We start from the raw sequence: 23,928 nt of genomic DNA, 5'->3' as shown, positions 1-23,928 counted from the left end.
GGCCTCCCAGTAAGCATGGTCTTTCCTGAGAATTTAGTTTTTACTTTTGTTATGTTTCTGTTAAATGCAGTTACAAAATCATAAACCTCTCTTCTTACTAATTTAGTTTCTTTTGAATATAACATATCTGTTTCGTTTTAAACCTGAATCGTCAGGTTATATTAATTTTACTTTTTCGCTGCAAATTTACGCCTAAACTTCTATATTATAATTCTTTTTTAACTAAATTTTATATCAAATTCTTATTTTTTACCCCTTAAAATACGAAGTAGATAATTTTAGATACTCATTATTCAATAATATCCAATTCTACTTTCAAATTATCTATAATAAACTCTTGTCTATCAGGTGTGTTTTTACCCATATAAAACTCCAATAAATTCTCAATAGACATGTTATCGTCGAGCATGACAGGATCCAAACGGATGTTCTCTCCAATAAAATGTTTAAACTCATCTGGTGAAATCTCACCCAACCCTTTAAATCGTGTAATCTCTGGTTTTGGTTTTAATTTTTCGATAGCATCTTTACGTTCTTCATCAGAATAACAATAAATAGTCTCCTTTTTATTTCTAACCCTAAACAAAGGGGTTTGTAAAATATACAAATGGCCTTCTTTTATAACTTCTGGAAAAAACTGTAAAAAGAAGGTAATAAGCAACAATCGAATATGCATACCATCTACATCGGCATCGGTGGCTATTACTACATTATTATATCTTAAATCTTCTAAAGATTCCTCTATATTCAACGCCGCTTGAAGCAAATTAAATTCTTCATTTTCATAAACAATTTTTTTGCTTAACCCATAACAGTTGAGCGGTTTTCCTTTTAAGCTGAAAACGGCTTGCGTATTAACATCTCTTGACTTTGTGATACTTCCCGATGCGGAATCTCCCTCGGTAATAAATAAGGTAGACTCTAAACTTCTATCATTTTTAATATCGCCAAAATGCACACGGCAATCACGTAGTTTTTTATTATGAAGACTGGCTTTTTTCGCTCTGTCTTTTGCTAATTTCCTAATACCAGACAATTCTTTGCGCTCGCGTTCTGCCTGAAGAATTTTTCTTTGGATTTTATCTGCCGTTTCTGGATTTTTATGTAAATAATTATCCAAATAGGTTTTTAGAAAATCGTTTATATAAGTTCTTACCGTTGGAAGATCGCCACCCATATCGGTAGAACCTAATTTGGTTTTAGTCTGACTTTCAAACACAGGCTCCATGACTTTGATAGCAATAGCAGACACAACAGATTTACGCACATCTGAAGCATCATAATTTTTACCATAAAACTCACGGATGGTTTTTACCAAGGCTTCTCTAAATGCCGCCAAATGCGTCCCTCCTTGTGTCGTATTTTGTCCGTTTACAAAAGAATGGTACTCTTCACTATACTGTGTTTTACTATGGGTAAGAGCGACTTCAATATCGTCACCTCTTAAGTGAATTATTGGATAGGCTCTGTCTGATTCATTAATATTTTCACTTAATAAATCTTTAAGTCCGTTTTCACTAAAATATTTTTCACCGTTATAAACTATCGTTAAACCTGGATTTAGGTATACATAGTTTTTGAGCATTTTTATAATATACTCATTCCGGAATTTGTATTTTTTAAAGATAATTTCATCAGGAATAAAAGACACCTTTGTGCCTTTTCGTCTGGATGTATCATCCAACAAATCTTGATTGATTAAGTTCCCTTGTTCAAATTCTGCAGAGGCCGACTTATTATCTCGTGTAGATTCGACCCTGAAAAATGATGATAAGGCATTCACGGCTTTTGTACCGACACCATTTAACCCTACTGATTTTTTAAACGCTTTGGAATCGTACTTCCCACCGGTATTCATTTTAGAAACTACATCCACCACTTTTCCTAAAGGAATCCCACGGCCATAATCTCGGACGTTTACTTTGTTCCCTTGAATGGAAATTTCAATGGTTTTTCCTGCTCCCATAACATACTCGTCTATGGAATTATCTAAAACCTCTTTTAAAAGTATATAAATACCGTCATCTGGAGAAGAGCCATCGCCCAATTTACCTATATACATCCCCGGACGCATACGAATATGTTCTTTCCAGTCTAACGAACGTATGTTATCTTCGGTGTAATTGGTTTGTTCAATCATATATCTTTAGCATGTTCTATGAGGGAACGCTAATATAGTATTTCGGTTTAAAAAATGAAACTACCATGACACAAAGTAATTAACAATATTTTTTGATAAGTTGGTTGGTTAGTATTTGTGTTCTGGATGTTGATTTGTTTAATTATTTGTCGTTTAGTTTAAGTAACCTTTAACTTTCAACTTTTAACCCCTAACTCTTAACTTTCTTAAGCGACACCAATAGGATACCAAAAATAACAACCAAGGCACCAAATAACTGTAGCCATGTTAATTGTTCCCCTAAAAAAATGCCTGCTAAAATAATGGTTGAAATAGGTCCTGCACCAGCTACAATAGCAAAATTTGAAGAATCTATCATTTTTATGGATATGGACACTAAAAATGAAGGTATCACTGTAGCAAAAACAGCTATTAAAAGGCCAAAAAGATACACTTCCCATGGATAGCCCAAGATACTGGTTTCGCTACTTATCAAATAATGAATAAATACCGAAATACAAGACACGATCATGGCATAAGATGTAAATCTCATAACTCCAAATTTCGGAATTAACCAACCACTACCTACTAAATAGGATGCATACGTTATGGCGCAAAGAAAAATTAAAAAGCCTCCTAAATATAGATGACTTCCCGATACAACATCTTCTCCCCAAAAGGTAATTATAATCCCAAAGTAGGTAAGCCCTATAGCGAGTACCTGTCGTGTGTTGACAGGTTTTTTTAAAAATAGCTTGTTTAATATAATAATGATGGTAGGATATAAAAACAAGATAATGCGCTCTAAACTAGCTTTAATATATTGAAGGCCCACAAAATCAAAATAACTGGACAAATAATAGCCTACCAACCCAAAAAACACCACCCAAGCATAATCACTTTTTAAAATGACATGGGTATTTTCTTTTCTAGCATAAATGATGGCAATAACGACATAAAAGGGAAAGGAAAACAACATTCGCAGCAGCAACAGGCTTAATGCATCCACTTGATATTGGTAAGCTAACTTGACCATAACCGCTTTAGATGAAAATAGCACGATACCTAAAAGGCCTATTAAAACACCATAAATAAATGTTCTTGATTTTTTTGTTTCCATGCAGCCAAGATAGCCTTGTATTGTATACTATTTATACAAAAACCTTACCGATTACGATGTTCAATGAATAAAACTCAAAGAGATTCTGCCCGTTCTTTGATATATATATTTCTGGTTGTTAAAAGATTGGTCATATATCTTTTAAGAAACAACCAATTAGCAAATTTACCTATAACCCCATAGGGAGATTCAAAATCAAACGCATCAACCATTATGGTTTTATCCCCATCTTTTTTAAAACTATGCTTATGCTTGAAAGATTTAAAGGCACCATAAACCATTTCGTCTACAAAATAGTTAGGGGAATCAAATTCGGTAATCCTCGATGTTAAATGCTGTACAAATCCAAAATGTTTAGCTTCCCAGCTCACCCATTCTCCCAAGCCTATCAATCCGGAAATTTTACCTGCGATAGCCTTTTCTTGAGATTTACTTAAGGATTCTTGATGGACATCAATATTCCTTGCCAAGTCAAAGCAGGTTTTTAAATCGGCTTCAATAGTCGTTTTAATTTCGATTAGTGGCATTAAGCAAACATTTGTAAAACAAAAATAATTATTAATAATCCAAAAGGCAGATCCTTTTGTGTATATATTCAAAATTAATCTGTTGCCGCTATTTTAAATCTATACGTTAAACAAGAAATGCATCACATCGCCATCGTTCACGATATAGCTTTTCCCCTCCACACGCATTTTTCCGGCTTCTTTAACTTTAACCTCGCTACCGTAAGTCACATAGTCGTTATAGGCAATCACCTCAGCTCTAATAAATCCTTTTTCAAAATCGGTGTGAATCACCCCTGCTGCCTGTGGTGCGGTAGCTCCTATATCGATTGTCCAAGCACGAACTTCTTTCACGCCCGCCGTAAAATAGGTTTGTTGATTTAAAAGTTTGTAGGCAGAGCGTATTAATTTTGCCGAACCTGCTTCATCCAACCCTATATCCTGTAAAAACATTTTACGCTCTTCATAATCTTCCAACTCATTGATATCGGCTTCAATGGCAACGGCCAACACCAATACTTCGGCATTTTCATTTTTTACGGCTTCTTTAACTTGCTCTACATATTTATTACCTGAAACAGCCGAACCTTCATCTACATTACAAACATACATTACTGGCTTGTCTGTAATAAACTGTGCTGGACTTACAAAATCATTATACTCATCTTCACTAAATTCCAATGCGCGTATCGAGATACCTGCTTCCAGGTTTTCTTTTATTTTCATTAAAACGGCTTCTTCTTTTTGAGCCTCTTTATTGCCTGTTTTAGCCGCTCGTTTTACTTTTTCAAGCTTTTTATCTACCGTTTCCAAATCTTTCAACTGCAATTCCATATCGATGGTTTCCTTATCCCGAATAGGATTCACATTCCCATCAACATGTACAATATTATCATTATCAAAACATCTCAATACGTGTAAAATGGCATCTGTTTCTCTAATATTAGCTAAAAATTGATTGCCCAAACCTTCTCCTTTACTAGCGCCTTTTACCAATCCTGCGATATCTACAATCTCCACAGTGGCTGGCTGTACCCTAACTGGTTTCACCAATTCGGTCAGTTTTTCCAATCTGCTATCTGGCACGTTTACAACCCCTATATTAGGTTCGATAGTACAAAATGGAAAATTGGCACTTTGTGCTTTGGCATTAGACAAACAATTAAATAAGGTTGATTTTCCAACATTAGGCAATCCTACAATTCCTGCTTTCATTTTTTTGACATTTTGGTCTTTCCCGCTTTAACAGGAACTCGTTTTAAATACTGTTTTTTGCGAGTGCAAATATATACTATATTAACAGTAATTTATAATTTTTTTCTTTTCAAATAGTTACATTTATCAAGGCTGAAATTTATTCGTTTTTTTAAAGTTGCCTTGTAACAAATTCACCTGCAAATCGTTTTTATATTGAATCTATTTTTATGAAAAACACTTTATTTCTTATCATCACTTGTATCGGTTTACAAATTATTTCAGCACAACCTATTACTGCCAAACTCATTGATAAAAATACCCAAGCCCCTATTCCCTTCGCTGCCATACAAACAGGAGCATTTAGCGGCATCATCTCTAACGAAGAAGGTTATTTTACCTTATCGTCCCCAGAAGAGACGAGCAGCTTAACTATATCAAGTATTGGTTACAGCACCAAAACACTTACCGTCGCCGATATTAAATCGTTAAATTATATCATTGCTTTAGAGACCGCCATCAATCAGTTGGACGAAGTTTATATAAGCAACAAAAAGCCTCATGTAGATTCTATCATTGCCAGAGTGAAACGCTATTCCAAAAAGAATTACAATAGCACCTTAAGACAATACGACATCTTTAGAAGAGTTGCCGATTATGTCAATTTTGAAAACCTGGATTTTGAAATCGATAAAGCCTCTCATGTTAAAAAGCAACAATTGGACAAAGTGAATACCGATTTACAAGCCTTGACCAAAGCTATTAAGACGAGCAACATCGTGAACTATCAAGATTTAAAAGGATCGCTTTATACACAAACCCAAGACTCCTCTAAACTCACCGTTAGCAAAGTGACTCTACTGTTAGACCATGATAAAGATTTCTCTATAGATAATATACAACAGCGTGCTAAAAACATCATGTTGCGCTATTTAGACACCACCAAAACCTACAAAGTAAAAACTGGTCTCTTTAAAATTGAAGATTCCTTATCGTTTGCAGAAATAAAAAAAGAGCAAGAGAAAGCCAAAAAAGAAGAATTCAATTCAAAAGACCTCAAACAATCGACCAGACGCACCCTAAAATATTCGCAGTTTTACGATAATTCATTTTTAATGAATGTATTGGACACCCGCTTATACGATTACACCCTAGACGATATCACCGTTTACAACCAACAGCTTACCTATATTATAAGCTACGAGCCCAGAAAAGGGAAAGCAAAATATAGTGGTAAATTATATGTCACCGATAGCGATTATGCCATTACCAAAGCCACCTATAGCTATTATGAAAACAGACATGGCAGCAAACTGAATCTAAAACTTTTGCTTGGTGTGAAGTATGAAGAAAACCTCAGCTCTGGCTTAGTGCTTTACCAAAAACAAAGCGATAGCACCTACCAGCCTAAATATATCAAGCACGAAAGCGGCAGTTATTTTTACGTGAGTCGCGATGTAACCCTTATTGAAAACAGTAAAGACCGTTATAAATTAAGCACCGATTTTACCCTTGAGGGCAACAACCGCACAAAAACGGAACTCTTAATAACCGCCAACAATCCGATAACCCTTAACGATTATAACGCCATTACCCAGCCTAAAAAAGTGCCATACCAAAGTCTTAAAAAGTTTGACACTGCCATTTGGGGAGATGATGAGACTTTAGCGCCTTTGCAGGAAATGAAGGCTTTTGGGAATGAGGGGAATTGATTTTTATCCCTAGGTGTTATTCGGAGTTTTATGGATTTGAATCTTGGCTTATCATTTCTTGCCCTCTAACATCACGCGTAGTTCCCGCTCCAACCTATCAAAGTTTTCTTCATTTTTAGGCACTACAAAAGCTTTCATTTTATGGCACTCACCAACCGTATTAAAAATCATGCGGAAAGTTATGTTTGTTTTTGAGGGGTTGATTTCTTCAAAAGCCACTTCCATGTCAAACAGCGGTTGTGACAGCCGTGTCCAAGCCACTAATTTATGTGGAACAACCGTTTTAAATACAGAAGCATTTTCATAATTCCCCTTTTCGGGGCCGTGCATGGTTAATAGCCACTTGCCTCCGGGTTGCAAGTCAAATTCGTGTATGGTATTGGTAAAGCCTTCTGGACCCCACCATGTTTTTAAATGTAATGGATTGGCAAAGGCTTCATACACCATTTCTACGGGTGCGTTTAATGCTCTGGAACTGTAAATTTCTTTGTCAGTATGGGTGCTCATATACTGGTTTGTTTAAATCTATTTTTGTTTTATAACTGATTCCTCTAAGTTGGCAATCGTTACAAATGAGCGCTAGAAGAGGCTAATAGGGGACATTACATTGCTGAAATTATTTCATTCCATTTTTTCTTGTGCTCATATTTCAACGCTGTGTCAGACTCTATTAAGTTTACATAGTTAGATATAAATTCAGACGTCTCTGATAGAAGACGTAAATAATACTTCAGAGAGTTTATAAGTCCATTCGCTATGACGTGACAACCGTGAATGTTCTTTATTCTTTCGATTTCTTCTTCGATATTTTTCGATTCACTTGGGTCTATATCAGCTGTTGACAATAAATAATATCTATTTACCTGTGTTGTCTTAAATTTTTCAAAAGCATCTTTTACTAGCTGTGCATTAATTTGTATTCCGTGCTTAACTTCAACTGCCTCGAACTCTTTGCCTTTGTCATCCACAATATCAATATCTCCAATCCTTCCACTTCTAGTATCTGCTGAAGTATGACTTTCGATATTAAGAAGAGTTTTTCCTTCAAATCTTTTAGCTTCTTTCATTAGGCACTCATAGGCAGCAAACAAGGCTAAAACAGGAAGACGAGAAGCTCCGTCGGCAATATATTTAGCATTGAAGTGGTTTGTAAGTAATTGGATTATTGTTGAAATTGGAAGATTTAAAGGTTTTGCCAAGTCAATTTCTTGATTGTTTCTTTTGATGATTAATCCCTGCATTAAATAGCTCAAGCATTTGTCCAAGTCTTTACCTTTTTGAACAAAATCAATAGTTTCTAAAAATGATGTTTTTAGTGTTTCTGGCCTTATTGCTCCTGAGTAATTTTTATCATAAGGAACTTTTTGCTCAAGAGAACGTGTCAACCAACCGCTTTCAGCCATTGAAGGAAACTTTACGTTTTTTAGAAATGGTGTAATATACTTTGCATCAAATGTTCTACCGGAGTATCCGTTATCAATGCTCGTTTGATGATTTCTAATATCCTGTGCTGGGTTTAGAGTTTTATAGACTAAGCTAGTAAGAATAACGGTTAGCACTCCTTTTGATGATTCTGAATTACTAAGGATTACATCTAAGTGCTTTGTTATTGCCTTTGGTAAATCCGACTTAATTTTGTTATCAGAACCAACCAATTTCATTGATTCATCAAATGTTTTTTTAAGAAATGTATTCGGCATCTTTTATTTTGATTGATGTAATTAATTGTTTTTTTATTTGGGTAGCTACTTCCTTAATCATTGGAACAGCAACTGAATTACCTACTTGTCTATACAATTCTGACTTATTGTTTATCAGTTTAAATTTTTTAGGAAAACCCATAATTTTATAACATTCTTGAATAGTGAGTTTTCTAACTTCATTTTCGTGATATATCCAAAATCTTCCCGATGATTCTTGAGATGGTAATGCTGGATGAACACCATCTGTAGAGTATATTCTATTTGGTTGCTTATGAACACGGGACAAATGCTCTGTATTTGGTCGAACACCTGCTTTCCGTATCGTTTTATTTCTATAACCTGCAAATATTAAACCTGAATCCTGAGTTTTCATATCCTCAAGAATAGTATATGGTTCCTCTAAAAATTCAAAGTCATTTTCTTTATCTAAGAAGGTTTTTAAAACAGGTTTAGGCTTTATTTTCAATTTAGAGAAATCGAACTTTTTATTTTTATGCCCTACTATTATTATGCGTTCTCTGTTTTGAGGAACACCAAAATCCGATGCATTTAATACCTTTTTTGAAACTTTGTATCCTAATTCTTCTAAATGTTGAATGATTGTGGTTAGAGTTCTTTTTTTATCGTGGTACAAAAGATGTTTTACGTTCTCTAATAGCACTACCTCTGGTTCTCTTTTTTCTATAATCTTAAAAACGTGATAAATCAAAGTTCCTCTTGTATCTTCAAATCCTTTCATTTTACCTGAAATACTAAAAGGTTGACAAGGAAAACCTGCGCATAATATATTATGTTTTGGCACAACGTTTAAGTCCAGTTTAGTTATATCTCCAAATGGAACTTCTCCAAAATTCAATTCGTAGGCTCTCTGAGCGTGATAGTTAAACTCAGATGAAAACACACATTTCCCTCCAATTTCTTGCATAGGAATTCTAAATCCGCCAATTCCTGCAAAGAGATCAATAAAAGTAAACTCTGGATTTTTAGGGCTTGGAAATGGAATATCCCAATTAATAGGAAGCATTGCTTGCAACTCTGGTTCAGAAGCAATACTTAAGTTGTTATTTTGTTGATTATAATATTCAACTGCTCTTTTCTTAAATGATTTAGAAACACCATTAGTGTGATTGTGAAGATAATGAGTAAAAAAGGCTAAATCCTCAGCATTACCATTCATATTTTCAATATCTAAGACCTTGCGAATTTTTGAATATTTAAGCATTTTTAAAATCTATTTTTTCTTGTTTCAAATTTGTCAGTTTTTTATACTCTGCCTTTTGTTCAGCAAGCTTTAGAAATTCACTTAAGTTTTCCTTTGGATAAATCATTTCAGCGATTTTTTCACTGAAATATTCTTTTTCCAACTGGTCAATATCTAAATTGAAAATCTCAGCTAATTTAGGAAGAATCTCCTCTTGAATATTTCTCTTTCCGTTTTCAATTTTAGACAAGGTTGATTGATCTATGTCTAGAGCTGCTGCAAGTTTTGTTAGAGTCAGTGACGCTTCTGTCCTTAGTTTATGAATATACTCTCCAAATGTTTCTTTCATCATCTTGAATATTTTACCTTGACAATTTTGTCAAATATAAAGAAATTTATTCGGATTATTAAGAATATAGCGTTGGGGAAATTTAGGTTATTTGGTTTTTATAGCAATAGATTTCTGCATCAACAAAAACCGAAAACGCTAAAACCAACACATTAAACAGCAATGACAAACAAAAAATCCCAAGCCGCAAACTCAGGATTTTTTAAATCTGGTAAAAGCAGAGTCCTACAGAAAATAAAACACTGCTCTATTATCAGTCCATACTTTTATATCACACCTTCCCTTTATACTTAGGGTCATAATCCACCGTCCATTCAATACCATATTTATCTCTAAACATGCCGAAATAGGAACCCCAAGGGCTGTCGCCAATAGGCATTTCTACTGTGCCTCCAGCAGAAAGCCCTTTAAATATGCTATCGGCTTCTTCACGGCTTTCGGCACTGACAGCGATCTTAGACCTGTTTTCGTTTTCATTGACACGTCCCATTATTTCGGGAACATCATTCGCCATTAATACGTTGTTGCCAATAGGCAGAGCAATGTGCATGATCTTATCGGCTTCTTTTTCAGACACCTGAAAACCAGCGTTTGGCATATCTTTAAAACGCATTACCATGGCGAACTCGCCGCCAAATACCGATTTGTAAAAATGAAATGCTTCTTCGGCATTTCCGTTAAAATTGATGTAAGGATTAATAAGTGCCATATCTTTTATTTTTAAGTTGTTTGATGTTTAAATTTTCGAAGCGTTTAGTTTATGGTAATAGACATAAGACACCATTAAAATAGCCAAAACAATTAATGGAAAGAAGGCTTGAAAGTCAAAGCCATCTACAGCCGCATGACTGATGGTTGCAAAAATAAAGTCGAAGGCAAAACCGGCATAGGCCCATTCCTTAACGCGTTTAGGGATTTGAGGAATCACCAGGGCCAATACGCCCAACACTTTAAAAACAACCAAAGCGTTTCCAAAATACTCTGGATACCCCAAATGGCGTATGCCTTCTTTAGCTAATTCAGTTTGTGAGGTCAATGCAGGCATCACGCCTTCAAATAAGGCGATGAGGATGGTCGCCGTCCAAAAAATAATTCTGTTTTTTTTCATTGTAGTTAGATATTAATGATTAGAGTTTTTGTTAAAATTAAGGATCCAATGATGCCCATACTTGTCGGTTAGGTCACCAAATAAGGCACCCCAAAACGTGTCTTCTAGCGGATGGTCCGCTTTACCTTCTGCTGAAAGTTTTTCGTAAACCATTTTTAGTTCTGCCTCACTGCTACAATTTAAAGACAGGGACACGGCATTTCCTTTTACAAGCCCCATTTGAGGCACCATGTCTGAGCCTTGCAGTACCAAAGCATCTTTTGTAAGAGTAGCATGTAATATACAGGCTTTCATGCGCTTTGGCATGTTTTTAGAAAGAGGCGACTCCCCTATGGTTTGAAAAACAAGGTCGCCACCTAAACAATCCTGATAAAACATCATGGCTTCCCTACAATTTCCATTAAAGGAAAGGTATGAATTTATTTTCATCTGTTAGTTGTCTTCTTTAAACGTTCAATCAACCGCTTTTAACAATGCTTTTAGTTTAGGAACAGAAGACTTTCCCAGACCATGCAACGGTAATAATACTTTTTCACTATAGCTGGAGAGCTTTTTTAGGGTATCAATTCCTTCTTTTTTTAATGCCCTTCTTGCTGGTGCTGAAAGTGACGACCTCAAATCGTTTTCAAATTGGTTTTCAGCTTCACAAATAGGGCACACAGTGCAGTCACTGCTCTTGTAAAAAGAATGGCCATTTTTACAAATTCTTAAAGCTTTCTTCCTAGTCATTTTACATTAAGCATTTATTAGCTTTTCAATGTCAAATTTTTTCATTTGCATAAATGCTTTAACGACTCTTGGTCTTTTTTCGGGGTCTGCCATGAGGGTACTTAATATGTTAGGCACTACCTGCCAAGACACCCCGAACTTGTCATCCAGCCAACCGCATGGGTTATGGACGCCACCTTCGCCCAATTTGAGCCAATAATAGTCTATGTCTTCTTGGGTGTCACATGCAATAACATATGAATTTGCTGGTGAAAATGTATACATGGGGCCACCATTTAAGCCCATAAAGGGTTGTCCATTCAATTCCCATTTTACAACCAGAGGGTTTTCATCTGTAATTCTTGAATTGCTAAATATGGAGCAATAAAACTCGGCGGCGGCTTTGGCTTGTCCGTCAAACCACAAACACGGATAAATGGCATTTTTCATTACTTACTGTAGCTATCATTCATAACATTAAACATCCAACGGATGCCAAATGGATCTAAACAACAGCCCCAATAGCCCCAAAACTCATCATGCGGAGGGGCTTTATCGCTTCCACCTTCAGACAGGGCTTTATATAACCTATCCGCTTCTTCTTTAGAATCTAATTGCAGACTGATGGTGGTGTTATTTCCAACAATGAGTTTTTGTCCCATAGATTCCAACATATCCGTTCCCATTAATTCCGTACCTCCAATGATAGGTAAGGCTACATGCATGACGGCATTCTTATCAGATTCAGATAATTTAGGACCATTAGGGTCTGGAGGCAAATTCCCCATACGCATAATAGGTGCAGAGAACGCTGTTCCAAACACAGATTTATAGAAATTAAAGGCGGTTTCTGTGTTGCCTTGAAAATTTAAATATATGGCTACTGAACTCATGTGATGATGTTTTTAATTCTTGATTCTTATTTATAAAACAGATGTTGTTTTAAGCATCTGGAATGTTGGGCTCCACAAGTCTTTTTAATTTATCTAATGACTCTTGCCAACCTAAATAGCACATCTCTGCTGGAATGGCTTCCGGAATGCCTGCTTGCTCAATATTGATTTCAGTACCACACATCACCGTTTTCATTTGAACCGTCGTGATCATGTGTCCTGGCAAATTAGGATCATCAAATACGTCGCTGTACTTAATTAATTCATTAGGTACGATGTCTAAATACTCCCCTCCAAAGGAATGACCATGCCCTGTTGAGAAATTTGTAAAAGACATTTTGAATGTCCCTCCAATGTTCACATCCATATGATGCACTTTACAGACGAAACCGTAAGGTGGTATCCATGACGCCATGGCATCGGCATCTGTAAAGGCTTTAAATACTTTTTCTACGGGGGCTGCTAATACCCTATGCAGCTTGACGCTATTGGTTTTCATGTGTTTATTTTTTTAAATGGTAGTTGATATTACAAAGATGCAAAGACATCTCGATATGTTACATGTGTAAAAATGACAACAAAAGGGTGATTTACGACAACTATTTTATTTACATTTATGGTATTAATGACCAATCATTATGATGAACGTAAGTATTCTTGTTCCTGAAAACTCGGTGATGCAGGCCATTGCCGACCCACAATATTTACTATCTGCCGTGAATCAATTTATGGCAGTAGCAGGCAAAAAGCCGCTGTTTCATGTGGAATTAGTGGGGTTGAAAAAACAGGTAAAAATTAATGACGGCTCGTTTTCCATAAACACATCACAGCTTTTAAAAGATGTTAAAAAAACAGATTTGGTCATCATCCCGGCCCTGTTTGGCGATATGAAAACAGCCATTGCATCTAATAAAAAAGCATTACCCTGGATAAAAGAACAATATAAAAATGGTGCCGAAGTAGCGTCCTTATGTGTTGGAGCTTTTCTATTGGCCTCTACCGGGTTACTCCATGGTAAAAAATGTTCCACCCACTGGGGATTTCAAAATGAGTTTAGAGAACTTTTTCCAGATGTTGAAGTGGTAGAAGGCAATATCATCACCGAAGAGCATGGCATTTACTCCAGCGGGGGTGCCAACTCCTATTGGAATTTATTGTTATACCTGGTGGAAAAATATACCGATAGAGAAACCGCCATCCTGGCTTCCAAGTATTTTGCCATAGATATTGATAGAGAGAGCCAAGCTACTTTTGCCATGTTTAACGGACAAAAAAACCATACGGACGCTGCCGTTTTAAAAGCACAGGAATATATTGAACAGCACTTTCAAGACAAAATAAGCATTGATGATTTAACGGACTTGGTTTCGGTAGGGAGACGGAGTTTTGAAAGACGGTTTAAGCTAGCCACCAATAACACGGTTCTGGAATATATCCAAAGAATAAAAGTAGAAGCCGCCAAAAGAAGTTTTGAGAATAGCCGAAAAAACATGAACGAAGTGATGTTTGATGTTGGCTATACCGACACCAAAGCATTCCGAACGGTGTTTAAAAAAATCACAGGACTGACGCCTATTGAATATCGCAATAAGTATAATAAAATGGCGGTTTAGCCGTATCATAAGGTATTTTTTTTGACAGTCAGTTTTTTGGACTGTCTTTGGCAACCTTCCTATAACCTATCTCCATCCGTTTCTGCACCTTTAAAGTGCTAACCTACCCCTATTCCACAAGCCTGGGTGTTTTACCTATGCTTTACAGGGTATTGGATATTCATACAAGTGCTCCATAGCGTCCTTTAAAAAAACAGGTTACCCTACCCATCGCATCCCTCTATTTTTAGGATTTCTGCCGAATGCTGCTCGATGAAAATCAATAAAAAATGCATAATAAATCCATAACAAGTCCATATTGAATATGGACTTGTTATAGACCTGTTATGGACTTGTTATGGACTTACTCCCTAAAAAAAGTGGATTTGACCATATTACAATAACTAACACAAAGCCGTTTTATGTTTTTTAACATGTGATGTGTTATCCCAATCAAGTACGTAATAAAATAATGTGATAAAACGTATTTTTGTAAGTATTTTAGTTATTTTTGGATAGCTATATAGAAAATATATAGTTACTGGTAACTATATACCTACGTTGTGCGTCATTTATGAAAAACTGGATTCAAATATCAATTCTGACAATTATAATATTCATTATTATAACATTATTGGCAATGAAAATTCAAACACCATTTGATGGAAATGACACTTATGGTTTTCCTTTTACTTTTCATATCAAATGGAGTGGAATGTGTTTTGAATGCCCAGAAAACCCAACGGAAACATACTTCGGATACTTACTTCTAGATTTTATAATTGCTAGAATATTATCTTTTGGGATATGGAATTTGTACAAGAAACACAAAAGTCAAAATGGATAATAAGTACCATATAAAAATTGAAGAAATAAAAAACCGAATTGAGTTTTGGTTCTTTAAATATTACGGGAAAACCAAATCGGACTTTAATGGAAATGAAATTTTTACTCTTTTTGACTTATTGGATTCACAAAAGCAAAATGAAATAATAAAACAACTGAATTTAGCCAAAAACGAAATTCCAGTTTTAATTTTAAAAATCTCTGCATCGGAATTCATAATCAATACAACTAAAAAATTTGCAAGAATTAACAGGTCAATACCAGATTTTATTGATTATTCAGATTTCGAAAGGCATAATGGATTTAAATTAATCGGAGCTGAAACTGAAAAAAGTAAAAAAAACATAGGAATTAAAACAAACGGATACATTGCCGAATTTGGATTGAGAAAACGAAATGGAGAAATAATTTTCTGGAAAATACCAACTGGAGAACCTGGTTTTGGATTTTGGAATGTGACCAAAAAGTGTGAAATAATTGGACGGAAATTTATATTAACCGAATAAAAAAACGAACGCCCAAGCCGTATATAAAAAATTGCTATTTTTAGCTAAACCAATGGTAGTTGCTGGCTTGTGGTTTTGATTGATTGTAAGAAAGGTTAATATGGTTGGTGTTGTAAGCATTTGAAAAATAAACAAAAAAATAAGCGGAAGAAGACATGGTAAAACTTGAGCATATCTTGTCAATTTGGTTGGATATGCTGAAGAAAGTTGTGTATATAAATAAGTTAGCGTGCAAGCCGAGAAATGAACTTAAATACAATAATTCTAACTCTATTTTTGACCTTTAATTTGAACTCTCAAACAAAAATGGAATTTAAAAGCGGAATGATAAATATTACGACTGACCTAAATATAGAAACGGAAAAACTGACAATAAAGCTGGTCGAAGGATTTGGTTGGAATATTATTCTTTACGACTTGTTCCGAGAAAATAAAATCGTGAAAAATAACTTTCCGAAAGAAAAGGGAATTTATACTTTGGTCATTAATTACTCTGAAAATCTGGTTTATACGGAATTAGTCCTTTACAAAACCGACCCGAAAAATGAACATTTAGAATTTGATTTCTACAAAGAAAATAATAGAATATTTTGCCGAATAAAATCTGATTACGCAACAGAACTGAATAAAGAAATTGTGATGAACGAATTAGACTCTCAAATGAAAAAAATATTGGAATCAATAAAAACGGAAAAAAATTAATAGCCTACACACAACCAAGAACTGAGTTGAAAAATTGCTAGTTTTAGCTAAACTAAAGCAGTTACTTGTTTGCTAGCTTCTGATTTTCCTTCGGAAAATCAGAAGCTAGCAAAACCTTACTATTATACAAACGCGTCATGCTACATTTAAATCCTAGAAGTAATTACATAATAATTTTAGTTTTTTTATTTATTAGTTGTCAAAACAAGACGACTAAAAAAAATAATGTGGAATTAATTCAAACGGAATTACAATTTGAAGAAATTGACACGTTAATCAACACAGCCGATTATTTAATAATTGGAAACAAGAAAGCGGAAATCAAAATTGTTAATGATAAAGACAGTTTGAATTTTCCAAACTTCAAAGTTGTCGACAAAAAAAATAACATTTTAATTATTGCTAAAAATCTTGATGAAACAAAGTTTAAAGTTTACGAAAAGCTAAATCCAAAATATAATTTTGATAAATACCAATCAGAAATATATAATGGAAAATTAGCTGAACCTGATTTCAATTCTTATCCGGAAGCAAAAAGATATATTACAAGGATAAAAGAGGAATGTAAAAACGGAATAAATTTTGCTGGAAAATATACTTTAGTAATTTGGGGTTGTGGTTCATCCTGCCAAAGTGGGGTTATTGTCGACAGAATAAATGGAAAAATTTATGGTGACTATTTATCTGCATTGGGTTCGGAATTTAGAAAAGATAGCCGAATGATAATATTAAATTCTGGTTTAATTGACGAAGAAACAGAATTGATAAACTTCCATAATATGGCTGAATTGAGTGTTAAGTTATGGAACGGTTCGGAATTTATAAAAGCGGAATAAAAAAACGTAGCTCAACCCCAGTATTCATTACACAAGCCAATAACAGACTTCGATAACTGCCTGCCTTTTAAGGTGGTTCTTTTTTTAGATGACTTTTATAATTAGTTATTTTAAGGTTACTTAAAAACAACCTTCCGAGCTTGTACATACTCTTTTACTAAAAACAATAGCTAGGTTCTCGCCTACTTGTAAACAACATTTTAATGTTTTTCTAACACCTATGGTGTTAGCGTATTGCTGGCGTTAATAAAATAATATGATATTATGTGTTTTTGTAGGTATTTTGGGTATTTTTGGGTAGCTATGTAACGGGCAACACCAAGAAACCAACAAATGATAGAATTTGATTTAGATAAACAAACAATAAAAGACTTAGAAATTTTTGCTGATGTCAGTTCTGATAATTCTATTTCAAACTTCTATAACCAAACAAAAACAATTGGAGGTAAGAGTTTTTTATACCAGTTAATGAAAAATCCAATTACTGATATTAATGAGTTAAGACAAAGAACGGAATTAATTCAGTTTATATTGGAAACAGATTTTGAGTTAAAAATAAATTCAAGTCAGTTAGAATTCATTGAACATTATCAAAGACTAAATATTGCTCCTCTAAGAAATAATTTTTTTGATGCTTTCTTGCAACATCTATCTTATAGAATCACTCCTACCAATAATTATTACATTATAAAATCGGGTGTTCAGCAATTAGCTTATTTGTTGGTTGAACTTAAAGAAAAAATTGAAGCATTAAATAAATCAGACATTCCCTTAAAACTTACTGAATATCAGAAAAATATTTCAAAATTAATTGACAACCTAGATTTTAAAGACTTATATGATAAAAGACCAAAAATAACTTATACCAAGCTCAACAAATTGGACAATCTATTTCGCGAAAAACATAAAAATGAATTACGAGAAATTATTGATTTAGTTTACAATCTGGATGCATTTATTTCAATTGCGAAAGTTGCGAAACAAAAAAAACTCTCTTTACCAAGTTATTCAAATCTAACAACACAATCTCTTTCAATTGAAGAATTTTACCATCCATTGTTAAATAATGCTGTTCCTTATTCCATTGAAATTGATGAATCTTCTAACTTGTGTTTTTTGACTGGTCCGAACATGGCTGGTAAATCAACCTTTCTAAAATCAGTTGGACTATTAGTTTATTTAGCTCATATCGGATTTCCAATTCCAGCTAAAAAGATGACAACGACCATTTATAATGGAATTGTTACTACAATAAACTTAACAGATGATATTAATTTAGGGTATAGTCATTTTTATAGTGAGGTCAACAGAATAAAGGAAACAATATTGAAAATCAAAGAGAAGAAAAAACTTTTTGTAGTTTTTGATGAATTATTTAGAGGCACAAATGTAAAGGATGCTTTTGATGGATCCTTACTGATAATAAAATCTTTTTCCAATATTTTGGATAGCTCCTTCTTTATTTCAACTCACATTACTGAAGTAGCGGAAGAAGTAAAGAATTTAAGAAACATTCAATTCAAATCATTTGGTTCAAAATTAGTTGATAATATTCCCACTTATGAATACAAATTAGAAAATGGAATATCTCATGAAAGGCTAGGCATGTATATTCTAAAAAATGAAAAGATTATTGAAATTTTGGATTCTATGACAAATAAAAAGTACAGTCTGTAACACCATTAACCAATTTGCACAAGCCCATAAATTTCAATAACCGTAAAGGCAGTTTCTCTTTTTAGATCATTTTATAATTAGCTATTTTAAAGTTCCTTAAAAACAACGTTTCGAGCTTGTACATACTCTTTTACTAAAAACAATAGCTAGGTTCTCTCCTACTTGTAAACAACATTTTAATGTTTTTCTAACACCTATGGTGTTAGCGTATTGCGGGGGTTAATAAAATAATTTGATAATCTTTATTTTTGTAGGTATTTTATTTATTTTTGAATAGATATATGGTTACTGGTAACTATATTCTTCTATATAACTACAATATGATAAAACTGACTATGACACAAACCTTCCTTTTAATTTTAGTCATTGGAATTGGATTGTTTTATGCCAACAAACATGGTAATAAATCGAAAAAAGATATAGCCGAATATCAGCAGGTTGGAAAGAAAACTGAACAAAATCATTACGCTGAAATGAGAAAAATGGCGTTTTCGGTTACTGCTGAACAATTGGGTTTGAATACAATTGAAAAGGATAAAGTTTACGGAATTGTGTCTGAAATGGATATGGAAGGAACTACTGTGACTGTTGTAACATTTTTAACTGGAGACACTAGTATTTATATGAGTTCAGGTGCTATAATTATTGGAGCTGGACAACACGAAAGCACTAAAAAAGTAGTAACTAAATTTGTGGAAAACGGACAAAAATATTTAGACAAAGCAACAAAAACTAAAAAAATGGATTTACCGAAAAGTGGCATGACTAACTTCAATTTTCTGACTGAAAATGGAAGTTATATCATTTCTCAAAGTTTAAGCGGACTTGAATCTGGGAAATCGGAATTTTCTAATCTGTTTGCCGAACTGAATAAAGTAATTACGGAAGTAAGACTGAAAAGTGAAAAATAAATACTGTGGGTAACGTATATAAAAATTGCTATTTTTAGCTAAACCAATGGTAGTTGCTGGCTTGTGGTTTTGATTGTTTGTAAGAAAGGTTAATATGGTTGGTGTTGTAAGCATTTGAAAAATAAACAAAAAAAATAAGCGGAAGAAGACATGTTAAAACTTGAGCATATCTTGTCAATTTGGTTGGATATGCTGAAGAAAGTTGTGTATATAAATAAGTTAGCGTGCATGTAAAAATGAACAGAACTATACTCATATTGACAATTATTCAATTGCTTTTTGCTTGCGGTCAAAAACCAAACTCCATGGACATAAATGAAAATAGAACGGACGAAAAATTCGAACTAACCTATAAACCCGAATCATCGACATTTTCAGGAAATCAATTAAAAATTATCCCAACAAAACCGAATTATGAACCTTCAACAGAACAACAAAAGGAAGTAATAAAATATTTGGCAACTGAATTTTCGGAAAATGAGATAAGGTCAATCCTAATGAAAAATATTGAGTTCATAGACTCGGGCGAAAATTTTGAATCAGTACGTTGTAACCATTGTGGACAGAAAATTGAAATCGAAAACTGGCAAGAAGCGATGGACAAAGCCTATCAAAATTCTTTTGCCGACCTGACCTTTTTAACACCTTGCTGTCATAAACAGACATGCCTTAACGACTTAGAATATGAAATGCCTTCGGGATTTTCAAAGTATATAATAGAGTTAATTAATCCTAACATTAAAGACAATCAAAAAGCTGACTTGATTAAAAATCTCAATGAAATACTTGGTCAAGATATGGAATTGATTTGGGCACATTATTAAAATAAAAAAAACAAAATACAATGAAAAAGACTTTATATGATTTAACCAAGGAGGATTGGAATACACTTTTTCCCATTGAGTTGGTTGACCATAATCCGGAATGGAAAACTATTTACCAAATTGAAAAAGAGAGAATTATAGAAAAAGTCGGGAATGATATCATCTTGCGAGTAGAGCATTTTGGAAGTTCATCAATTCCTGGTATCAAATCAAAACCATATATCGATTTGATGATAGAGATCCCAAAAGAAACCTTATTTGACGAAAATCTAATCGCCAATTTTACGGAATTAGGATACTCTCATTTTGTGGTTCCTGCCCGAGACCATATCGAGGCGTACTCATCTTTCGGGAAAGGATATCATATTGATGGTAAAAAGGAACAGATTTTTCATATACACATGTGCCCAAAAGACAACGTAATGTGGAAACAAATTGACTTTCGGGACTTTTTAAATTCAAATCCTAAAAGAGCCAAACAATACGAAAATCTAAAACTCGAATTAGCAACTAAATTCAAAAACGATAGAGGTTCTTATGTCCTTGGAAAGACCGATTTTGTAAATGAAACTTTAGACATCATCAGCGGAAAAGCCAGCGCACAACACATATAAAAAAATCCTGAGCTATTAACTCAGGATTTAAATATCAATCGATGTTTGTAGATTATTCTTCAGGGTGCATAAAACGTTGTTTAGCCAACAATGCTTCTTCAGTCTCCACATGGTCTTCGTCTGGCACACAACAATCTACAGGGCAAACGGCAGCACATTGCGGCTCGTCATGAAACCCTTTACACTCTGTACATTTATCTGGCACAATATAGTAAACCTCATCACTTACAGGTTCTTGGGCTTCATCGGCATCAACTTCTTTACCATTGGTTAATACCACTTTACCTTTTAAGCTTGTCCCATCTTTATAGCGCCAATCATCGGCACCTTCATATATTGCTGTATTTGGGCACTCAGGTTCGCAAGCACCGCAGTTTATACATTCGTCTGTTATAATAATTGCCATAGCTTTTCTTTTTAATTGATTCTTTTTAAACTTTTTATAAAAGTGAGTTTAAAAAAAGGTCGTTCATTACATTTTTCTAACTTTGCATGGCAAAAATAACGCCAAAACCATTCATAACCAAACTTAGAATGAATTTACAGCAAAGAATTAACGCTTTTGTAAAATTAGGAGATTTTTTAAGGCAATTTTCTAACGAATCTATCCATATAAAGAATAATGAAGAACCTCATAGTTTGTTTTTCGATGGCTTTAAACAGCAAATAAGATTAGCCGAAGAGCATAATGGTTGGTTTACAAAAGAGAATATATTATTTGCTTTGGAAGGTTGGGCAAATTTACTAACCGAAACTAATTTAAATACTTGGTTAAAAGCCTATGCTATTGAAACCAAAAACCCAAAATTGGTAGCAATTATCATGGCTGGAAACATTCCGTTAGTGGGATTTCATGATTTTTTATCGGTATTGATTTGCGGACATAAGGTTATAGTAAAACAATCGTCAAACGATAAACAACTACTTCCCTATTTGGCAAAATATTTGGAATATGCTGAACCTGGTTTTAAAGAACACATCATTTTTACAGAAGGAAAACTAGAACATTTTGATGCTGTTATAGCCACCGGAAGTAACAATACGGCCCGTTATTTTGAATACTACTTTAAAGACAAACCATCCATCATTAGGAACAACAGAAATTCGGCAGCTATTTTACTTGGCACAGAAACAGAAGAAGATCTTAAAGAATTATCGAATGATATTTTTAGGTATTATGGTTTGGGCTGTAGAAATGTTTCTAAATTATTTGTTCCAAAAAACTATGATTTTAACGCTTTCTTTGAAGCTGTTTACCATTGGCACCCTATTATCCACAAAGCCAAATATGCCAACAATTACGATTACAACAAAGCTGTTTATTTAATGAGTGAATTTGACATGCTAGAAAATGGCTTTCTTATGATTAAAGAAGATGAAAGTTTATCGTCTCCTATTGCGACTGTATTTTATGAGTTTTACGATTCTTTAGATGCATTGAAAAAAACACTTAGCACTAAAAAAGACGCTATACAATGTATTGTTTCAAAAGGATTTATTGAAAACGAAATCCCGTTTGGTAAAACTCAGAAACCAGAACTTTGGGATTATGCCGATAACGCAGATTCTATTGAATTTTTATTATCGATTTAGCGAAAAAATTATTGAATTTATACCACAAAATATACAATTAATTAGCAACTTTGCATCTCTAAAATTTATATATAGTAATGAAAAAACATAACTTTAGTGCAGGACCAAGTATTTTACCACAAGAGGTAATCATCAAGTCTTCAGAGGCTGTTCTTGATTTCAACAACGATGGTTTATCTATATTAGAAATATCACATAGAAGCAAAGCTTTTATTGATGTTATGGAAAAAGCAAGGTCCTTGGTATTGGAATTAATGGGGCTTGAGGGCAAAGGTTATAAAGTATTGTTTTTACAAGGTGGTGCAAGCACCCAATTTTTAATGGTAGCCATGAATCTTTTGGAAAAAAGAGCGGGTTATCTAAACACGGGTACTTGGAGTGCCAAAGCCATTAAAGAAGCTAAAAAATTAGATGACATTTATGAAGTAGCTTCTTCAAAAGAGGCAAACTTTAATTACATTCCTAAGGCTTACGATATTCCTGAGGATTATGATTATTTCCACTGTACTTCAAACAATACTATTTTCGGAACACAGATAAAATCATTCCCTAACTCACCCATCCCAATGGTGTGTGATATGAGTAGTGATATTTTTTCTCGTCAGTTAGATTTTTCTCAATTCGGATTAATTTATGCTGGGGCACAAAAAAACATGGGCCCTGCTGGAACCACATTGGTCGTTATTAAAGAAGATATTCTTGGTAAAGTATCTCGCAACATTCCGTCAATTATGGACTATAAAATCCATATTGAAAATGGTAGTATGTACAACACGCCTCCAGTATTCGCAGTTTACACATCTATGTTAACTCTAGAGTGGATCAAAAATTTAGGAGGTATAAAAGCTATTGAAGAATTGAACGAGAAAAAAGCAAGAGTGATGTATTCTGAAATTGATTTGAATCCTTTGTTTAAAGGGTTTGCGGCAAAAGAAGACCGTTCAATCATGAATGCTACCTTTACTTTAGAAAATGAAAATTTAAAAGAAACCTTCGAAACCATGCTTAAAGAAGCTGGCATTAGTGGATTAAACGGACACAGAAGTGTTGGTGGCTATAGAGCATCTATGTACAATGCCTTACCTATAGAAAGTGTAAAAGCACTTGTAGAAGTGATGAGCGAATTGGAAAGTAAAGCATAAATAAATTTTCACTGGTAGATTTCAGTGGCCTACTCAAACTCATAAAAAATAAGATTAATCTGAAGTGAAAAG

The 23,928-nt window shown here is 34.0% G+C and carries 28 protein-coding genes; 12 read left to right on the top strand and 16 right to left on the bottom strand.

The window, feature by feature from the left end:
• Positions 1-289 precede the first annotated feature (289 nt).
• From DKT72_RS00935 to ychF, 4 genes are all read right to left on the bottom strand, one after another.
• On the bottom strand, positions 290-2,140 hold the full coding sequence (locus tag DKT72_RS00935; RefSeq protein WP_111306839.1) for a DNA topoisomerase IV subunit B: 1,851 nt from the start codon (positions 2,138-2,140) through the stop codon (positions 290-292).
• Positions 2,141-2,330: 190 nt separating this feature from the next.
• On the bottom strand, positions 2,331-3,239 hold the full coding sequence (locus DKT72_RS00930) for a DMT family transporter (protein WP_111306838.1): 909 nt from the start codon (positions 3,237-3,239) through the stop codon (positions 2,331-2,333).
• Positions 3,240-3,313: 74 nt separating this feature from the next.
• Positions 3,314-3,766 (bottom strand): SRPBCC family protein, encoded by a 453-nt coding sequence (locus tag DKT72_RS00925; RefSeq protein ID WP_111306837.1) that lies wholly within the window; start codon positions 3,764-3,766, stop codon positions 3,314-3,316.
• A gap of 99 nt (positions 3,767-3,865) precedes the next feature.
• Positions 3,866-4,960: a redox-regulated ATPase YchF gene (gene ychF, locus DKT72_RS00920; protein ID WP_111306836.1), complete on the bottom strand. Its 1,095-nt coding sequence runs from the start codon at positions 4,958-4,960 to the stop codon at positions 3,866-3,868.
• A 209-nt stretch (positions 4,961-5,169) separates the two neighbouring features.
• Between ychF and DKT72_RS00915 the strand changes: the two genes are divergently transcribed.
• A complete protein-coding gene (locus DKT72_RS00915; protein ID WP_111306835.1) occupies positions 5,170-6,651 on the top strand; it encodes a carboxypeptidase-like regulatory domain-containing protein in 1,482 nt (493 codons plus the stop codon).
• 51 nt (positions 6,652-6,702) lie between these two features.
• Here the strand turns inward: DKT72_RS00915 and DKT72_RS00910 are convergent, their stop codons facing one another.
• From DKT72_RS00910 to DKT72_RS00860, 11 genes are all read right to left on the bottom strand, one after another.
• Positions 6,703-7,158 carry an SRPBCC family protein gene (locus DKT72_RS00910; RefSeq protein ID WP_111306834.1) on the bottom strand — a complete coding sequence of 152 codons (456 nt, stop codon included), beginning with the start codon at positions 7,156-7,158 and terminating at the stop codon, positions 6,703-6,705.
• 95 nt (positions 7,159-7,253) lie between these two features.
• On the bottom strand, positions 7,254-8,351 hold the full coding sequence (locus DKT72_RS00905; RefSeq protein WP_111306833.1) for a hypothetical protein: 1,098 nt from the start codon (positions 8,349-8,351) through the stop codon (positions 7,254-7,256).
• On the bottom strand, positions 8,332-9,576 hold the full coding sequence (locus DKT72_RS00900) for a DNA cytosine methyltransferase (protein ID WP_220628056.1): 1,245 nt from the start codon (positions 9,574-9,576) through the stop codon (positions 8,332-8,334). Before DKT72_RS00900 ends, DKT72_RS00905 begins: the two co-directional genes overlap by 20 nt.
• Positions 9,569-9,907: a helix-turn-helix domain-containing protein gene (locus DKT72_RS00895; protein ID WP_111306832.1), complete on the bottom strand. Its 339-nt coding sequence runs from the start codon at positions 9,905-9,907 to the stop codon at positions 9,569-9,571. The genes DKT72_RS00900 and DKT72_RS00895 overlap by 8 nt, the downstream gene beginning before the upstream one ends.
• Positions 9,908-10,175: 268 nt before the next feature.
• Positions 10,176-10,613, bottom strand: a complete 438-nt coding sequence (locus DKT72_RS00890) for a VOC family protein (protein WP_111306831.1) — start codon at positions 10,611-10,613, stop codon at positions 10,176-10,178.
• A gap of 27 nt (positions 10,614-10,640) precedes the next feature.
• A complete protein-coding gene (locus DKT72_RS00885) occupies positions 10,641-11,012 on the bottom strand; it encodes a DoxX family protein (RefSeq protein WP_111306830.1) in 372 nt (123 codons plus the stop codon).
• Positions 11,013-11,024: 12 nt separating this feature from the next.
• Positions 11,025-11,441 carry a VOC family protein gene (locus tag DKT72_RS00880; protein ID WP_111306829.1) on the bottom strand — a complete coding sequence of 139 codons (417 nt, stop codon included), beginning with the start codon at positions 11,439-11,441 and terminating at the stop codon, positions 11,025-11,027.
• Between the two features lie 24 nt (positions 11,442-11,465).
• Entirely contained in the window at positions 11,466-11,741 is a 276-nt protein-coding gene (locus DKT72_RS00875) for a DNA-directed RNA polymerase subunit alpha C-terminal domain-containing protein (protein ID WP_111306828.1), read from the bottom strand.
• Between the two features lie 6 nt (positions 11,742-11,747).
• Positions 11,748-12,170, bottom strand: a complete 423-nt coding sequence (locus tag DKT72_RS00870) for a VOC family protein (protein WP_111306827.1) — start codon at positions 12,168-12,170, stop codon at positions 11,748-11,750.
• On the bottom strand, positions 12,170-12,613 hold the full coding sequence (locus tag DKT72_RS00865; RefSeq protein WP_111306826.1) for a VOC family protein: 444 nt from the start codon (positions 12,611-12,613) through the stop codon (positions 12,170-12,172). The genes DKT72_RS00870 and DKT72_RS00865 overlap by 1 nt, the downstream gene beginning before the upstream one ends.
• 49 nt (positions 12,614-12,662) lie before the next feature.
• Positions 12,663-13,112 (bottom strand): SRPBCC family protein, encoded by a 450-nt coding sequence (locus DKT72_RS00860; protein WP_111306825.1) that lies wholly within the window; start codon positions 13,110-13,112, stop codon positions 12,663-12,665.
• A gap of 139 nt (positions 13,113-13,251) precedes the next feature.
• Here DKT72_RS00860 and DKT72_RS00855 point away from each other — a divergent pair, with 139 nt between their 5' ends.
• The 9 genes from DKT72_RS00855 to DKT72_RS00815 all read left to right on the top strand — a co-directional run bounded on the left by DKT72_RS00855 (position 13,252) and on the right by DKT72_RS00815 (position 21,121).
• The gene (locus DKT72_RS00855; protein WP_111306824.1) at positions 13,252-14,226 is read left to right on the top strand and encodes a GlxA family transcriptional regulator; all 975 of its coding nucleotides are present in this window, start codon (positions 13,252-13,254) and stop codon (positions 14,224-14,226) included.
• Positions 14,227-14,845: 619 nt separating this feature from the next.
• Entirely contained in the window at positions 14,846-15,052 is a 207-nt protein-coding gene (locus DKT72_RS00850) for a hypothetical protein (protein WP_162623210.1), read from the top strand.
• A 118-nt stretch (positions 15,053-15,170) separates the two neighbouring features.
• Positions 15,171-15,557 (top strand): hypothetical protein, encoded by a 387-nt coding sequence (locus tag DKT72_RS00845; RefSeq protein WP_162623209.1) that lies wholly within the window; start codon positions 15,171-15,173, stop codon positions 15,555-15,557.
• 306 nt (positions 15,558-15,863) lie between these two features.
• Positions 15,864-16,259 (top strand): hypothetical protein, encoded by a 396-nt coding sequence (locus tag DKT72_RS00840; RefSeq protein ID WP_111306821.1) that lies wholly within the window; start codon positions 15,864-15,866, stop codon positions 16,257-16,259.
• 227 nt (positions 16,260-16,486) lie between these two features.
• Positions 16,487-17,095, top strand: a complete 609-nt coding sequence (locus tag DKT72_RS00835) for a hypothetical protein (RefSeq protein ID WP_162623208.1) — start codon at positions 16,487-16,489, stop codon at positions 17,093-17,095.
• Positions 17,096-17,428: 333 nt separating this feature from the next.
• Positions 17,429-18,772, top strand: coding sequence for a MutS-related protein (locus tag DKT72_RS00830; RefSeq protein WP_111306819.1), 1,344 nt, complete (start codon positions 17,429-17,431; stop codon positions 18,770-18,772).
• A 335-nt stretch (positions 18,773-19,107) separates the two neighbouring features.
• The gene (locus DKT72_RS00825; protein ID WP_162623207.1) at positions 19,108-19,683 is read left to right on the top strand and encodes a hypothetical protein; all 576 of its coding nucleotides are present in this window, start codon (positions 19,108-19,110) and stop codon (positions 19,681-19,683) included.
• A 305-nt stretch (positions 19,684-19,988) separates the two neighbouring features.
• Positions 19,989-20,507, top strand: coding sequence for a hypothetical protein (locus tag DKT72_RS00820; RefSeq protein WP_111306817.1), 519 nt, complete (start codon positions 19,989-19,991; stop codon positions 20,505-20,507).
• A 20-nt stretch (positions 20,508-20,527) separates the two neighbouring features.
• Positions 20,528-21,121 carry a GrpB family protein gene (locus DKT72_RS00815; protein ID WP_111306816.1) on the top strand — a complete coding sequence of 198 codons (594 nt, stop codon included), beginning with the start codon at positions 20,528-20,530 and terminating at the stop codon, positions 21,119-21,121.
• Between the two features lie 52 nt (positions 21,122-21,173).
• Here DKT72_RS00815 and DKT72_RS00810 read toward each other — a convergent pair whose 3' ends face one another.
• Positions 21,174-21,527 (bottom strand): 4Fe-4S dicluster domain-containing protein, encoded by a 354-nt coding sequence (locus DKT72_RS00810; protein ID WP_111306815.1) that lies wholly within the window; start codon positions 21,525-21,527, stop codon positions 21,174-21,176.
• 128 nt (positions 21,528-21,655) lie between these two features.
• On the opposite strand from DKT72_RS00810, the gene DKT72_RS00805 reads away from it, so the two are divergent.
• A complete protein-coding gene (locus tag DKT72_RS00805; RefSeq protein ID WP_111307038.1) occupies positions 21,656-22,714 on the top strand; it encodes an acyl-CoA reductase in 1,059 nt (352 codons plus the stop codon).
• A gap of 77 nt (positions 22,715-22,791) precedes the next feature.
• On the top strand, positions 22,792-23,856 hold the full coding sequence (serC, locus tag DKT72_RS00800) for a 3-phosphoserine/phosphohydroxythreonine transaminase (protein WP_111306814.1): 1,065 nt from the start codon (positions 22,792-22,794) through the stop codon (positions 23,854-23,856).
• Positions 23,857-23,928 lie beyond the last annotated feature (72 nt).

The sequence above is a fragment of the Confluentibacter sediminis genome, assembly GCF_003258355.1.
Taxonomy (GTDB): domain Bacteria; phylum Bacteroidota; class Bacteroidia; order Flavobacteriales; family Flavobacteriaceae; genus Confluentibacter; species Confluentibacter sediminis.
Note: the sequence above shows the minus strand (reverse complement) of the source record. Positions and strands in the feature narration are given on the sequence as shown.